General features: G+C 73.5%; 12 protein-coding genes and 2 CRISPR repeat arrays. Of the genes, 6 read left to right on the plus strand and 6 right to left on the minus strand.

Annotation, left to right across the window (positions count from 1 at the left end):
* Positions 1–504 (minus strand): sigma factor-like helix-turn-helix DNA-binding protein, encoded by a 504-nt coding sequence (locus tag ACWDYF_RS19880; protein ID WP_389469632.1) that lies wholly within the window; start codon positions 502–504, stop codon positions 1–3.
* Positions 505–712: 208 nt separating this feature from the next.
* Positions 713–1,255: a MarR family winged helix-turn-helix transcriptional regulator gene (locus tag ACWDYF_RS19885; protein ID WP_451584289.1), complete on the minus strand. Its 543-nt coding sequence runs from the start codon at positions 1,253–1,255 to the stop codon at positions 713–715.
* A 167-nt stretch (positions 1,256–1,422) separates the two neighbouring features.
* Between ACWDYF_RS19885 and ilvA the strand changes: the two genes are divergently transcribed.
* On the plus strand, positions 1,423–2,673 hold the full coding sequence (ilvA, locus tag ACWDYF_RS19890; protein ID WP_389469626.1) for a threonine ammonia-lyase: 1,251 nt from the start codon (positions 1,423–1,425) through the stop codon (positions 2,671–2,673).
* 174 nt (positions 2,674–2,847) lie between these two features.
* On the opposite strand, the gene greA is transcribed toward ilvA, so the two are convergent.
* Together greA and ACWDYF_RS19900 are read right to left on the minus strand one after the other, a co-directional pair.
* Complete coding sequence (gene greA, locus ACWDYF_RS19895; RefSeq protein WP_018565089.1) at positions 2,848–3,348, minus strand: transcription elongation factor GreA; 501 nt, start codon at positions 3,346–3,348, stop codon at positions 2,848–2,850.
* 176 nt (positions 3,349–3,524) lie between these two features.
* Positions 3,525–3,923, minus strand: coding sequence for a DUF4307 domain-containing protein (locus ACWDYF_RS19900; RefSeq protein WP_018565090.1), 399 nt, complete (start codon positions 3,921–3,923; stop codon positions 3,525–3,527).
* A 204-nt stretch (positions 3,924–4,127) separates the two neighbouring features.
* Here ACWDYF_RS19900 and mca point away from each other — a divergent pair, with 204 nt between their 5' ends.
* Both mca and ACWDYF_RS19910 read left to right on the plus strand, forming a co-directional pair.
* Complete coding sequence (mca, locus tag ACWDYF_RS19905; protein ID WP_389469622.1) at positions 4,128–5,000, plus strand: mycothiol conjugate amidase Mca; 873 nt, start codon at positions 4,128–4,130, stop codon at positions 4,998–5,000.
* Positions 5,001–5,012: 12 nt separating this feature from the next.
* Positions 5,013–5,273: a hypothetical protein gene (locus tag ACWDYF_RS19910; RefSeq protein ID WP_026252074.1), complete on the plus strand. Its 261-nt coding sequence runs from the start codon at positions 5,013–5,015 to the stop codon at positions 5,271–5,273.
* A 203-nt stretch (positions 5,274–5,476) separates the two neighbouring features.
* On the opposite strand, the gene ACWDYF_RS19915 is transcribed toward ACWDYF_RS19910, so the two are convergent.
* On the minus strand, positions 5,477–8,695 hold the full coding sequence (locus tag ACWDYF_RS19915; RefSeq protein WP_389469618.1) for a tetratricopeptide repeat protein: 3,219 nt from the start codon (positions 8,693–8,695) through the stop codon (positions 5,477–5,479).
* A 339-nt stretch (positions 8,696–9,034) separates the two neighbouring features.
* Positions 9,035–9,367: direct repeats of the CRISPR family, unit length 28 nt; unit sequence GGACCACCTCCGCTCGCGCGGAGAGAAC.
* A 36-nt stretch (positions 9,368–9,403) separates the two neighbouring features.
* Between ACWDYF_RS19915 and ACWDYF_RS19920 the strand changes: the two genes are divergently transcribed.
* The 3 genes from ACWDYF_RS19920 (at position 9,404) to ACWDYF_RS19930 (ending at position 11,668) form a co-directional block, all read left to right on the plus strand.
* On the plus strand, positions 9,404–9,580 hold the full coding sequence (locus ACWDYF_RS19920; RefSeq protein ID WP_389469616.1) for a hypothetical protein: 177 nt from the start codon (positions 9,404–9,406) through the stop codon (positions 9,578–9,580).
* Positions 9,581–9,711: 131 nt separating this feature from the next.
* Positions 9,712–10,962, plus strand: coding sequence for a helix-turn-helix domain-containing protein (locus ACWDYF_RS19925; RefSeq protein ID WP_389469613.1), 1,251 nt, complete (start codon positions 9,712–9,714; stop codon positions 10,960–10,962).
* A 91-nt stretch (positions 10,963–11,053) separates the two neighbouring features.
* Positions 11,054–11,668 (plus strand): hypothetical protein, encoded by a 615-nt coding sequence (locus tag ACWDYF_RS19930; protein ID WP_389469611.1) that lies wholly within the window; start codon positions 11,054–11,056, stop codon positions 11,666–11,668.
* Between the two features lie 238 nt (positions 11,669–11,906).
* Here the strand turns inward: ACWDYF_RS19930 and ACWDYF_RS19935 are convergent, their stop codons facing one another.
* Positions 11,907–12,041 (minus strand): helix-turn-helix domain-containing protein, encoded by a 135-nt coding sequence (locus tag ACWDYF_RS19935; RefSeq protein WP_389469846.1) that lies wholly within the window; start codon positions 12,039–12,041, stop codon positions 11,907–11,909.
* A CRISPR array of direct repeats spans positions 12,042–13,656; the repeat unit is 29 nt; unit sequence CGGACCACCTCCGCTCGCGCGGAGAGAAC.
* Positions 13,657–14,045: the final 389 nt, after the last annotated feature.

Genomic DNA, 14,045 nt, shown 5'->3' on the forward strand with positions numbered 1-14,045 from the left:
CTACGAGGGCGCCGCCCTGCTTCCGCTCGCGGCCTGGACGGGACGGGCGGGCGCCCGGGTGAGGGTGGCGATGGCCCGGTCGCCGATGACACGGACGCGTTCGGGCGGCAGGCCGAGCAGCGCGGCGGCCTGCTCCTCGGCGACGCCCTCGTACAGCCGGAGGACGACGACCAGACGCTCCTGCGGGGTGAGCACGGCCAGGGTGCCGGGCGGCTCCGGACGGCCGTGGCCCCGCACCCCGTGCTGGTGCCACGCCTCGCGGGCGAACCGCGCGGCCAGCGCCTGCCGGGCCCGCTCGTAGGGGTCCTCGCCGCGCAGCCGGTCCCAGCACGCGTACGTGTGCGCGAGGGCCAGGGTCAGCAGGCGCCGCGCGCGCGGGTTGCCGTCCGGGGCCTCGGCGGTGAGCAGGGTGGCGGTGTGCAGCAGCCGTCCGGCCGCGCCCGCGACGAACGCCTCGAAGTCCCGCGCCCGGCGTACGCCGTTCGACACCTGCCGTTCTCGCACCGCGCCTCCTGCCAGGCGATCCGGAAGACGGGGATCCGGCCGCGCACGCGCCACGAGAACCGGTGCGCCCGGGGCCCCGGGTCTCATACCAGGCCAGCGGCGGCCCGCCGGTCAAGAGCCGCGCGGGAGGCGGCCCGGCGGACCGGCTCCGGCCGGGCGGCGCGGCGGCGGAACCGCCGGGAAGGCCGGGGGGCGGAACGGCCGGGGGTCAGGAGGTCCGGCAGCCCGACGAGTCCGTGGCGTCCGTGGCGTCTGTGGAGTCCGGCTCGCGGCCCGCCGTACCGCCCTGCGGCGCCTGGCGGGCGGACAGCGCGCCGTTGAAGCGGGTCAGCAGCGAGCAGAAGGCGGCCCGCTCCTGCGGGGTCCAGTCCTCGGTCAGCTCGGCCATCAGCCGGCGCCGCGAGGTGCGGACCTCCTCCAGCCGGGCCAGGCCGCGCGGGGAGAGCTGGAGCACCACGGCCCGCCCGTCCTCGGGGTGGGAGGTGCGCTTGACGAGCCCGGTGTCCACGAGCGGCGCCACCTGCCGGGTGACGGTGGAGGAGTCGATGCCCATGCTCCCGGCGAGCGCCTTGACGCCCATCGGGCCCTCCTTGTCGAGCCGGTTGAGCAGCAGGTACGCGGCTCGGTCCATGGAGTTGCGCACCTGCCCGACCCCGCCGAGCCGGGTCTGTTCCGCGCGGCGGGCGAACAGCGCGACCTCGTGCTGGAGGGTTTCGAGGAGACCGGTGTCACCGACGGTCGTCATGTCCATCGACATTTCAGGTGTAGTGGGCATGGCCGGAGGCTCACTTCTGACGGGCTGCTGGGTTGGGGGACAGGGTACGCGGCCGGGAGGCGGCCCGTACCGGCGCTGCGCAAACCGGTCTCGCGGTTCGGTCGCACCAGCGCGCCCCGACCGTGAGCTGCGAGACTCGAAACATGAGTTACGGCACGGCTGCGTCCTTCCCGTCCTTCCCGTCCGTCACGCTGGACGACGTGCGGGGCGCGCAGAAGATGCTCTCGGGCGTGGCGCGGGTGACCGCCCTGGAGAGCAACCGGTACCTGTCGGAGCTGGCGGGCGCGCCGGTGCTCCTCAAGTGCGAGAACCTCCAGCGCACGGGCTCCTTCAAGCTGCGCGGCGCCTACGTCCGGATCGCCGGGCTGCTGCCGGAGGAGCGCGCCGCGGGCGTGGTCGCCGCGAGCGCGGGCAACCACGCGCAGGGCGTCGCGCTGGCGTCGGCGCTGCTCGGGGTGCACGCCACGGTGTTCATGCCGGTCGGGGCCCCGCTGCCGAAGGTCAGCGCGACCCGCGGGTACGGCGCCGAGGTGCGGCTGCACGGCCAGGTGGTCGACGAGACGCTGGCCGCCGCGCAGGAGTACGCCGCCGAGACCGGCGCGGTCTTCATCCACCCCTTCGACCACCCGGACGTGATCGCGGGCCAGGGCACGGTCGGGCTGGAGATCCTGGAGCAGTGCCCGCAGGTGCGCACGATCGTCGTGGGCATCGGCGGCGGCGGGCTCGCGGCCGGGATCGCGGTGGCCGTCAAGACGCTCCACCCCGAGGTGCGGATCATCGGGGTGCAGGCGGCGGGCTCGGCGGCGTACCCGCCCTCGCTGGCGGCCGGGCGCCCGGTGGCGATCGGGAACCCGACGACGATGGCCGACGGCATCCGGGTCGGCCGCCCCGGCGATGTGCCGTTCGAGATCGTGTCCGAGCTGGTGGACGAGGTGCGCACGGTCGGCGAGGACCAGCTCTCCGCCGCGCTGCTGCTCTGCCTGGAGCGGGCCAAGCTGGTGGTCGAACCGGCCGGTGCCAGCCCGGTCGCGGCGCTGCTGGGCGGGGAGCGGGGCGCCGGGGCGGCCCTGGAGGGCCCGGTGGTGGCCGTGCTCTCCGGGGGCAACGTCGATCCGGTGCTGCTCCAGCGGGTGCTACGGCACGGGATGGCGGCGCAGGGCCGCTACCTGGCCGTGCGGCTGCGGCTGACGGACCGGCCGGGGGCGCTGGCCACCCTGCTGGGCGTGCTGTCGGCGACGGACGCCAACGTCCTCGACGTGAGCCACGTACGGACCGATCCACGGCTGGGGCTCACGGAGGCCGAGGTGGAACTGCACCTGGAGACGAAGGGGCCCGCGCACTGCGCCGAGGTCCGCGAGGCGCTGCGCGAGGCCGGATACACGGTCATCGCCTGACCCGGGCGCCGGGCGTCGGGCGTCGGGCACACGGTCATCGCCCGAGCACCGGCGCACACCGGCGCTCGGGCGGGGACCCGCCGCACCACGGCGAAGCCCCCCGTGCTCCAGGAAGGAGCCCGGGGGGCTTCGGCCGTCCGTCCGTGCGGCGGGTCGGCCCGCCGGTGCGCGGACTCAGCCGTTGTACGGCTCCGCCTTGAGGATGGTCACCGAGGCCTTCTTGCCGTTCGGCAGCTCGTACTCCGCTTCCTCGCCGACCTTGTGGCCGAGCACTCCCGAGCCCAGCGGGGACTGGGGGGAGTAGGTCTCGATGTCGGCGCTCGCGTACTCACGGGAGGCCAGCAGGAAGGTGAGCGTGTCGTCCTCGTCGCCGTCGAAGGCGATCGTGACGACCATGCCGGGCGCGACCGCACCGTCCGCGGAGGCCGGAGCCTCGCCGACCTGGGCGTTCTCCAGGAGCTGGGTCAGCTGGCGCACACGGAGCTCCTGCTTGCCCTGCTCCTCCTTGGCCGCGTGGTACCCACCGTTCTCGCGCAGGTCCCCCTCCTCGCGCGCGGCCGCGATCTTGGCGGCGATCTCGGTGCGCGCAGGACCAGTAAGGTACTCAAGCTCGTCCTTGAGCTTGTTGTACGCCTCCTGGGTCAGCCAGGTGACGTTCTCGCTGGTCTGGGTCACAGGTGCTCCTCGTCGGTACTGGGAATACAAAGCATCGCCCTACCCAGAAGAATGGTCCCTCATGGATGGGCGAAACCACGAGCCTAACAATTCAGCGGCGAAAGGGGGAGGACATAAGGCATCTAAATTACGTCAACGCAGGTCAGGGCCTACGTATTCCGGATGACGCCCCGGTGTCAGCCGGCGTGGCAGCCCAGCAGCTCGCCGGTCGTGCCCCGGGACGTGGTACGCAGCGTCAGCACCTGGTCGATCTGCTTGGCGTCCTGGTCGAAGCGGAAGTCGGCCCGGCCCACCTCGGTGCCGTCGGCCGCCTGCGAGCGCAGCGTGCAGTAGCCGCGCGCCCCGGCGTCCTTGTGGACCTCCAGATGGATGCGCACCGCGTCGTCGGACGCCTGGAAGGAGACGACCTGCGCGCTGATCTTGTTCTCGCCGACGTAGTGGTAGGCGAAGTAGCCGACCAGGGCGAGCAGGAGGGCGCCCAGCACGGCACCGGCGATCTTGAGCTTGTGGTCGGCGCGCTCGTCCGCGGAGCGGCCGTAGCGGCCCTCGGGGAGCCGGGTGCTCGCCGTACTCATGATCGTCCTCTCGGCAGGGGCGGGACGGCCGTCCCGCGCGGGGACTCCGGAGCCGCACCCCGGAATTATTCGTCCTCCGATTCGGTCACTATAGAAGCCCCGGCCCGCCGCTCGACCCGCCACCCCGGCCCGACGACCCACCCGGGGCGGCACCTGTGGAACGCCCGGTGCACCGGGCACCGACTTGACCTTGAGGATTGAGCCTTGACTGACCAGCTGCGACTGATGGCCGTGCACGCGCACCCCGACGACGAGTCGAGCAAGGGCGCGGCCACCATGGCCAAGTACGTGTCCGAGGGGGTGGACGTGCTGGTGGTGACCTGCACGGGCGGAGAGCGCGGCTCCATCCTCAACCCGAAGCTCCAGGGCGACGCGTACATCGAGGAGAACATCCACGAAGTGCGCAAGAAGGAGATGGACGAGGCCCGGGAGATCCTCGGCGTCGAGCAGGACTGGCTCGGCTTCGTCGACTCGGGCCTGCCCGAGGGCGACCCGCTGCCGCCGCTGCCCGAGGGCTGCTTCGCCCTGGAGGACGTCGAGCGGGCGGCCGGTGAGCTGGTGCGCCGCATCCGCTCCTTCCGTCCGCAGGTGATCACCACCTACGACGAGAACGGCGGCTACCCGCACCCCGACCACATCATGACCCACAAGATCACGATGGTGGCGTTCGAGGGCGCGGCGGACACCGGCACGTACCCGGAGGAGGAGTACGGCCCGGCGTACCGGCCGGTGAAGCTGTACTACAACCAGGGCTTCAACCGCGCCCGCACCGAGGCCCTGCACAAGGCGCTGCTCGACCGGGGCCTGGAGTCGCCCTACGGCGAGTGGCTGGAGCGCTGGGAGAAGTCCGGCCACAAGGACCGCACGCTGACCACGCACGTGCCCTGCGCGGACTTCTTCGAGATCCGCGACAAGGCGCTGATCGCGCACGCCACGCAGATCGATCCGGACGGCGGCTGGTTCCGGGTGCCGATGGACGTCCAGAAGGAGGTCTGGCCGACCGAGGAGTACGAGCTGGCGAAGTCGCTCGTGGACACCTCGCTCCCCGAGGACGACCTCTTTGCGGGTGTCCGGTAGCCCTGAGGGAGAATGCCTGACATGAGCGCAAGCGCGAGCCTGGCAACGACGCATCTGGTCACCCTGGCCGAGTTCGACAAGAACAAGGTCACCCCCGGCGTCCTCGGTTTCATCGTCTTCGCGGTGATGGCCCTGGCGGTGTGGTTCCTGATGAAGTCCATGAACCGCCACATGGGCAAGGTCGACTTCAAGGAGACCCCGGAGACGGACGGGAGCACCGCCGGTGGTCCGGGCGCCCCGGGCACCGGCCGGGCGCACCCCTCCAAGGGCTGAGTCCGCCGCGGGGACCGGGCCTGAGTCCGCCGCGAGGACAGGGCCGGGCCGCGCGTCCGGCCCCGGGGTGGTCGCGTCCGGCCCCGAGGGGGGTCGGGTCCGGCCCCGAGGGTGGTTCCGCCCGCCGGTCGGGCCGGTGAGACCGGTCCAGGACGGCCGGAATCACCCTCAGGCGTGCCCGGACCCGCCGGCCGGAAGCACCCTCAGGCGTGCCCGGACCCGCCGGCCGGGACCGCCTCCACGCCCATCACCTCGCGGGCGTGCCGGTCCGGCACCATCCCCAGGGGCCACGCCTGCCAGCCCGCCTCCAGGCTCACCCCGCGCTCCAGCACCAGCAGATACGCGTCGATGTACCCCTCCAGCTTGCGGTCCCGCAGCCGGTGCCCGGCGCGGGCCAGCGCGGACAGGTCCTCCTGGGCGACCGCCGTGCCCACCTCCACCCCGCCCGGCGCCGCGTACGGCAGCAGCGTGCAGCGCAGGAACCGGGCCCAGTCCTCGCCGCGCCGGTCCCCGTACGACGTGAACAGGGCCAGCGCCTCGTCGCACAGGGCCAGCGCCTGCGGCGTACGGGCGTTGCCCGCGTCCACCACGGCCAGCTCCAGGCACGTCCACGCCTCGCCGTGCGCCACCCCGATGCGCTGGAAGTCGGCGCGGGCGTCGACCAGGAGCTGACGGGCGAAGCCGGAGTTGCGCAGCGAACCGGTCTGCGCCGCCCGCTGGTCGCGCGTCACCCGGGCCGAGTGGTGCCGGGCGCAGGCCAGCCCGTAGACGTCCCGCATCCGGGAGAACATCGTGCGGGCCCGCTCCAGCTCGCGCACCGCCCGGTCCAGGTCGCCGGTCTCCTCCAGCGCCTGCCCCAGGTAGTACAGCGACCACGCCTCGCCGCGCGCGTCCTCGTTGTCCCGGTGCCGCCCGGCGGCGCCGCGCAGCGCCTCCACCGCCTCCGCGGTCTCCCCGGCCAGCAGCCGGGCCCGTGCCAGCTGGGTCAGCGCCCATGCCTCGCCGCGCGCGTCCCGGGTGCGGCCGTAGCGCTCCAGGGCCTCGCGCAGATCCTCCTCGGCCCGCTCCACCTCGCCCTGGCGCAGCGCGAGCTGCCCGAGCTGGAAGTGCGCCCACGCCTCGCCGTGCACCGAACCGCCCTCCCGGTGCAGCACCAGGGACCGGGTCAGCAGGTCCAGCGCCTCGGCGAGACGGCCCCGGTCGCGCTCCACGGCCGCCAGCGCGTGCATCGTCCACGCCCGGTCACCGGCCAGCTCCGGTACGTCCTGGAGCGCCATGGCCTCGCGCAGCCGGGCCGCCGCCTCGGTCAGGTTGCCCTGGTGGTGCAGGGTGATGCCGAGCGAGTTCAGCGCACGGGCCGCGCCCGCGTCGTGGTGCGCCTCCCGGTACAGGTCGACCACCGAGGCCAGCGTGGTGCGCGCCTTGTCCAGCTCGCCCAGCTGCCGGGCGGCGATGCCGGTGCGCCACTGCACCGAGCGCACCAGCAGCCCCTGGTCGACGGCCTGCGTCAGCTCGCTGATCTCGCCCAGCCGGTACAGGTCGCCGCGCAGCAGGCAGTAGTCGCACAGCGCGCCCAGCAGATTCAGCACGGCCGCCTGGTTCACGCCCTCCGCGTGCCGCAGGGCCGCCGTGATGAAGCTCGACTCGTCGTCCAGCCAGCGCAGCGCCTCGTCCAGGGAGGTGAAGCCGTGCGGGCTGAAGCGGTCCGAGCGGGTCGAGTTGTTGCCGTCGACCAGGCGCAGCACCGAGTCGGCCAGCTCGGCGTAGTTCCCGATCAGCCGCTCCTGCGCGGCCGTCCGCTCGGCGGGCTCCTCCTCGTCCAGCAGCCGGGCGTGCGCGAAGGCCCGCACCAGGTCGTGCAGCCGGTAGCGGCTGCCGCGCACATGGTCGAGGAGACCGGCGCCGGCCAGGGCCTCAAGCTGTCGGCCCGCCTCCGCCTCGTCGGTGGCCAGCAGCGCGGCCGCCGCGGCGCCGCCCAGCGAGGCCCGGCCCGCCAGGGCCAGCCGGCGCAGCAGCCGCCGGGCCGCCTCCGACTGGTCGGTGTAGCGCAGCCACAGCGCCCGCTCGACCGGTTCCACCGGGCCGTACGCCCCGAGGTCGGCGGCCAGTCGGCGGGGCGAGCGCGGGCCGAGCGAGGAGCCCGCCACGCGCAGCGCCAGCGGCAGCCCGCCGCACAGCTCGCGGATCCGCTCGGCGGACTCCGCGTCGTACGGGCCGGACCCGTCCTGCGCCGTGGCGCCCAGCAGCTCCTCGGAACCCGCCTCGTCCAGGGCGTCCACCGGCAGCTGGTGCACCCAGGCCGACAGCTCGGCGGGCAGCTCCAGCGGGGCGGGGGCGGTGACCAGGACCAGGCTGTCGGACCGCGCGGGCACCAGGGCCCGGACCTGCCCGGCGTCCGAGGCGTCGTCCAGCACGATCGTCACCGGCAGCCCGGTCAGATGCTGGTCGTACAGCTCGCCCAGCCGCTTGACCTGCTGCTCGGCCGAGGACCGGTCGCGGAACAGCAGTTGCTCGCGGGGCGCGCCGAGCCGGTTCAGCAGGTGCAGCAGCGCGTCCCGGGTGGGCAGCGGCGGCTCGTCCGCGCTGCCGCCGCGCAGGTCGACGACGACAGCGCCGCGGAACTGGTCGCGCAGTTCGTGCGCGGCCCGCACGGCGAGCGTGGAGCGGCCGGAGCCGGGCGTGCCGTGCAGGACGACGACCGTGGGCCGGGTCTCGGTGTGCGCGCGGGCCGCCTGCACCCACTGTCTGATCCGGGCCAGCTCCGTCCGGCGCCCGGCGAACACACCCACCGGCTCCGGCAGTTGACCGAACGACTGCTCCAGCACACTGCGCCTGCGGGCCGCCGCGCTCTTGTCGGTGCCGCGCAGCCGGGGCGCGGCCTTCTTCTTCGGCGCGGTGGACGCGGTCAGGACGCGCTGCTGGTCCAGGAAGGGCCGGATGCCGCGCACCTCCAGCGCGGTCAGCCATTGCAGCCGCAACTGCTCGGTCCCGCCGGGCTGGCCGGCCGCGCCCGCCCGGTGGTGGGCGGCGGGCAGATGCGCGGCACCCGCCTTGACGACGGTGGCGGCGGCCCCGGCCACCCCCGCGACGGCGCCCGCGCCCAGCGCGGTGCCCGTGCCGGTGCCCAGCGCCAGGTCGGCCACCGCGGCGGCGACGGCGGCGACGGCCGCCACCAGCAGGGGAGTTCCGGCACCCTCGCGCGCGTAGCGCTGCCCGAACGTGAGCTGCCCGGCCGCCGCCTCGTCCAGCGCCCGCGTGTACGCCTCGTACTCCTCCTGCGCCGCCCGCGCCAGCGCGTCGAGCCCGGCCCGCGCCCGCGACAGCAGCACGCCACCGTCCACCCGCCCGCCCGACCGGCGCACCTCCTCCTCCACCGCCCGCACCAGCAGCCGTTCGGCCTCCGCCCGATGAGCGTCCCGCATGTCCCGTCCCCCTCCGGCGGCAACTCCTCTGCCTGCAAGTGTCCTTCGAGCGGGGCGCGAGCGCGAGGGGGTGGCGATCAACGGGCACCAAGGGGTGAGTCGGGGGTGCGGAGAGTGACGTCCTCTGCGCGGACCGCTATCTCGTGGCTGTGGCTGTGGCTGTGGCTGTGGTTGCGGCTGGGGCTGGGGATGCGGATGGCGGGGCGGCGGGAGCGGTGAGGCCGGGGAGGCCAGGAAGGCTGGGTTTGGGCTCCGGCGCCTGGCGAGCGAAGCCCGGCCTACGCGCCCGCCCGGACGAACTGCGGCTTCGGCGCCCCCGAACTGGGCGAGTTCAAGGGCGGATCAACTCCGCTCGCGCGGAGAGCACGACGAGGAGAGCCCAGCGGAGGTCCTGCCCGGCGGACCACCTCCGCTCGCGCGGAGAGAACGGTCTCATCGAGCAGATCACCACCATGTTCGGCGGACCACCTCCGCTCGCGCGGAGAGAACGATCGGCAGCCCGTACCAGTACGCCCACAACGGGGACCACCTCCGCTCGCGCGGAGAGAACGCGGCGTACTACCCCGGCGTCCCGGCGGCCATCGGACCACCTCCGCTCGCGCGGAGAGAACAGCAGCCCGTTCTCGCACAGCGTTCCGGCTACCGGACCACCTCCGCTCGCGGGGAGACCACACCCAGAGCCGGGCGACGAACCGGCGTAGCGACTTCATGGCGATCACCGAGCGCCTCGACCGGGAGGTGAAGGAGGAACGCACCCAGCGGAAGCTGTTGACGCGCGCCTATCTGGATCTGCACCGGTGGGCGCGTTGCGTGGGCCCGGACACTCCGGCCGGGCCGGAGTGCGAGCCACCGGTCGAGCTGAACCTGACCCCCTGGCAGTCGTAAGCCCGCGGCCCTCGTCCTCCTTCGGGAGGGCGGGGGCCGCTTCGTCATGCCCGGTGGGATGAAGACCCCTCACATCAGAAAGGCCCCGCCCCTACTCTGTCAGTGCGACCTGTTCAGAGAGAGGCGAGACCGTGCCATCTGATGCTACCCCGGCCCCGTACGCCGAGCCGCTGGTCTTCGGACAACGGATGCAGATCCTCCGCCAGCGCCGCGGCATGAGCCGCCCCGTCCTCGCCGGGCTCCTCGGCCGCAGCCCCTCGTGGGTGAAGCAAGTCGAGTCTGGCCTCATCCACCCCCCCAAACTGCCCATGATCCTGCGCATCGCCGAGCTGCTCCGCGTCCGGGACCTGGCCGACCTCACCGGCGACCAGAGCATGAGCGTCGACCTGTTCGTCGGCCCCGGCCACCCGCGGCTCGCCGCCGTCAAAGCCTCCCTGGACCGCTTCCCCCTCACCACCGACCAAGAGGCGCCCCCCACTCTGCACCTGCGCCACCGACTCGACCGGGCGTGGGCGGCACGGCACGAGGCACCGAACCACCGCGAGGTCGTAGGCACGCTGCTGCCCGGCCTGATCCGGGACGCTCAGCTCGCCGTCCGGCAGGCCGACTCGGCGGCCGACCGGCGCGCGGCTCAGGCCGTCCTCTCCGAGGTCTACTCCCTCTCGCAGTTCTTCATCGCCTACCAGCCGGACGCCGCGCTGCTGTGGCGGGTGTCCGAGCGCGGCATGGTCGCCGCGCAGGAGTCCGAGGACCCGCACGCCATCGGCATGGCCGCCTGGCTGGCAGCGCAGGCCCACCGCGACTCGGGGCCAGCGCACTTCGACGCCGCGGACGCCGTCACGCTGGACACGCTCCAGTACCTCACCCCGCTGCTGCCCGAGGCCGACGACCGCGTGCTGGCCATCGCGGGCGCGCTCCAGTTCGAGGCCGGGTACACGGCGGCCCGCCGCGGCGCCGACGGTGTGGCGTGGGGCTGGTGGGACAAGGCGAGGAGCACGGCGAAGAAGCTGCCAGCCGACTACTTCCACCCGGTCACCTCGTTCTCGCGAGCGGTCATGGGTGCGCACGCGGTGACGGTGGCGGTCGAGCTGCACCAGGGCGGGGAGTCCGTGCGGCAGGCTGCGCGCGCGGACAAGACGGTCATCAGGTCCCGGCCGCGGCGGGCCCGGCACCGCATCGAGGAGGCCCGCGCGTACCAGCTCGACGGGCAGCCGGACACCGCGCTCGCCACGCTGGACAAGGCGCACGAGGCCGCCCCGGAGACGATCCGCTACAACGGCTACGCACGGAGGATTGTCCTCGAGGAGACCGAGGCCCGGCATCCCGAGCGGCGCCAACGCGCCTCGGAACTGGCTGTGAAGCTGGGGCTGCTGGCGGCCTGACGACGGGGCAGGATTCCTGCCCCGTCCCTCGCGGTACCGCTTCTACGGTCATGGGTGTGAGGCGCATCACCCTGACCGTGGAGGCGTGAGCATGTCCAGTCCCAGTCCGGCCCGGCCGCCCGTCGAGGCGGCGCCGGGCGTCCTCGTACACCCGGCCGCCGACCGGCGCCGGGCGACGGAGCACTGGCTCCTGTCCACCCGCCCGGACGTCCGGCAGGCCCGCCTGGAGTGGCGGGAGCACGGCGCCGCGCTGCTCCCCCTTGGCACGCTCTTCTCCGCCGTGCGCATCCCCGCCGCCCTCGTCCAAGCCCTCGCCGGGAGCAGCACGCTCCCCGAGATCGACGCCTACCTCGCCGAGGCCCTGCACGGTGACCCGGTCATCTGCGACCCACGCTGGGGCACCTACTACGCCCTCGTCCCCGCCAGCATGCCCGCGACCTGGCGGGGCACCGTCGACGACTGGCGCTCCCAGGACGTGGAGTGCCTGGGCCGCGGCACGTACCTCGGCGTGCCGCCGCTGTCGGCGACCGCCTTCCGGGGCGTCGGGGCGGGGTCGTACTGGTCCGTGCCGATGGCGTCGGCCGCCGAGCTGTGCGCGCCGTTGACGGTCGCCCGGCTCATCGCCGCCAGCGTGCACCAGTTGGCCGGGGCGGACGCCACGCTCGCGGGCCAGGCCGCCGAGTCACCTGCCCAGGACGGCGCCTGATGATCTGCGCCCACTGCGACCGACCGATCCGGCCCGAGACCGGGTCCGGTGTGGCCGCCCCCGTCACCCGGCATCGCGGGGCGTGCCAGCCCGCCGCACCGCAGCAGACCGTCCCGGAGCCGACACCGTGGTGGCTGCGGCGGTAGGCGGTCCGAGACCCCCGCTCCTGACTGCGCTGCCGACAGCGCCGGGCGCGGGAGAACGGCCGCCTCCGCAATCCCCCGCCGGGGGCGGCCGCTCAGCCCCGCACCAGGTCGGCGAGAGGGACGTCCAGCGCGTCCGCGATGAGCAGCAGATGGTCGATGAGGGTGGCGTGGGCGCCCTGCTCGATCCGATTGACCGTCTTGCGGTCCAGCCCAGCCCGCTCGCCCAGCGGACCACCTCCGCTCGCGCGGAGAGAACGTGACGAGGTAGGCGGTGCGCTCCCCACGCTCCGGACCACCTCCGCTCGCGCGGAGAGAACGACTCCGGTGGCTGGATGCCGCCCGGCATGAACGGACCACCTCCGCTCGCGCGGAGAGAACGCCCCGGCCAACGCCGCGTTCGCGCAGATCGATGGACCACCTCCGCTCGCGCGGAGAGAACGTCTCCAAGGACGGCCGCGCCCACTGGCCGGCCGGACCACCTCCGCTCGCGCGGAGAGAACCCGTGCGAGCACAAGACCGCCCACGCCCACTACGGACCACCTCCGCTCGCGCGGAGAGAACGAGGCGCAGCAGGACAGCTGATTCCACCGCGCCGGACCACCTCCGCTCGCGCGGAGAGAACACCGCGCGCACGCCGGCGGCGACCACCCACGATGGACCACCTCCGCTCGCGCGGAGAGAACTCCACCAAGACGACCACCACCAACTACCTCGCCGGACCACCTCCGCTCGCGCGGAGAGAACCCGAGCACCGGCCGGTACGTCGACTCGACCGGCGGACCACCTCCGCTCGCGCGGAGAGAACGACGCGGGATCCATCAGGGCCCTGCCGCACCCCGGACCACCTCCGCTCGCGCGGAGAGAACCCGTAGGGCACCTGGACCACGCGCGGGTAGTTCGGACCACCTCCGCTCGCGCGGAGAGAACGGGTACATCGGACCCGAGACGTGGAAGCGCCTCGGACCACCTCCGCTCGCGCGGAGAGAACGCGGCGCCGGTCGCTCGCCTGCCGCAGCAGGGCGGACCACCTCCGCTCGCGCGGAGAGAACGGCACCTCGCAAGCCGAAGCAGGCCAAGCAGCCGGACCACCTCCGCTCGCGCGGAGAGAACGTCTACGCCTCGAACGGGCCGAGCCCGCTGGACGGACCACCTCCGCTCGCGCGGAGAGAACTGCGGAGCTGCTGTTCATGATCTGCCGGGCGGCGGACCACCTCCGCTCGCGCGGAGAGAACTCCGCACGTTCACTCCGAATTGCTCGGTACAGCGGACCACCTCCGCTCGCGCGGAGAGAACACCGGCGGCGGAGGAAGCGGCCCGGCGGTGGACGGACCACCTCCGCTCGCGCGGAGAGAACTCACGCCCCGGAAGCGCTACGCGAAAGGCGAGCGGACCACCTCCGCTCGCGCGGAGAGAACGAATGGAGGACACGGAACCGCGCTCCCGTTGGCGGACCACCTCCGCTCGCGCGGAGAGAACGTCGGCCGGACCGAACTCGGCGGCGAGGAGGGCGGACCACCTCCGCTCGCGCGGAGAGAACGCGATGAGGATGGTGGAGGTGTCCACACCGACCGGACCACCTCCGCTCGCGCGGAGAGAACGGCAGGAGGATGACTCCTGGCAGGAGACCGGGCGGACCACCTCCGCTCGCGCGGAGAGAACGTGACTGCGGTCCTGCACCTTGTGCCCGTCACCGGACCACCTCCGCTCGCGCGGAGAGAACGCAACCACCCTCTACACCGACTCCCACATCCGCGGACCACCTCCGCTCGCGCGGAGAGAACGACGGGATCGGGGCGCAGCGTGGCGCACAGGGCGGACCACCTCCGCTCGCGCGGAGAGAACCCTTCCTGACCTGCGCTGTCAGAAGGGCTTTGCTGTTTCTTTGCCGGGGGTGGTGCTCGGTGGCAAGTGAATGGCAGGCATGGCATGCACTGTAGACGGCGTCGGCTTTCAGGGGACAGGAGTGGCTGGTCAGCTCGTCCCCGGCAGTGCAAGCCGACCGATCGCACCGCATGACCCGGTGCCGGACGGTTCATCCCGTTGCGCTGCCGGGTGGGCCTGTGGTGAGGCGGGGCGCACGAAGCGGGCGAGTTGTGCCTCCTGATGTGCGCGGGGGTGAACGTTCGCCGGATCGCGAGGGTGTTCTCGGTGTCGTGGTGCGGCATGAGGCGGGCAGGGCAAGGGGCATGGGTTCGGTTCGATCCTGCCGTCGCAATGGCCCGGAAGAGCGC

Source organism: Streptomyces sp. NPDC003284 (genome assembly GCF_053589675.1).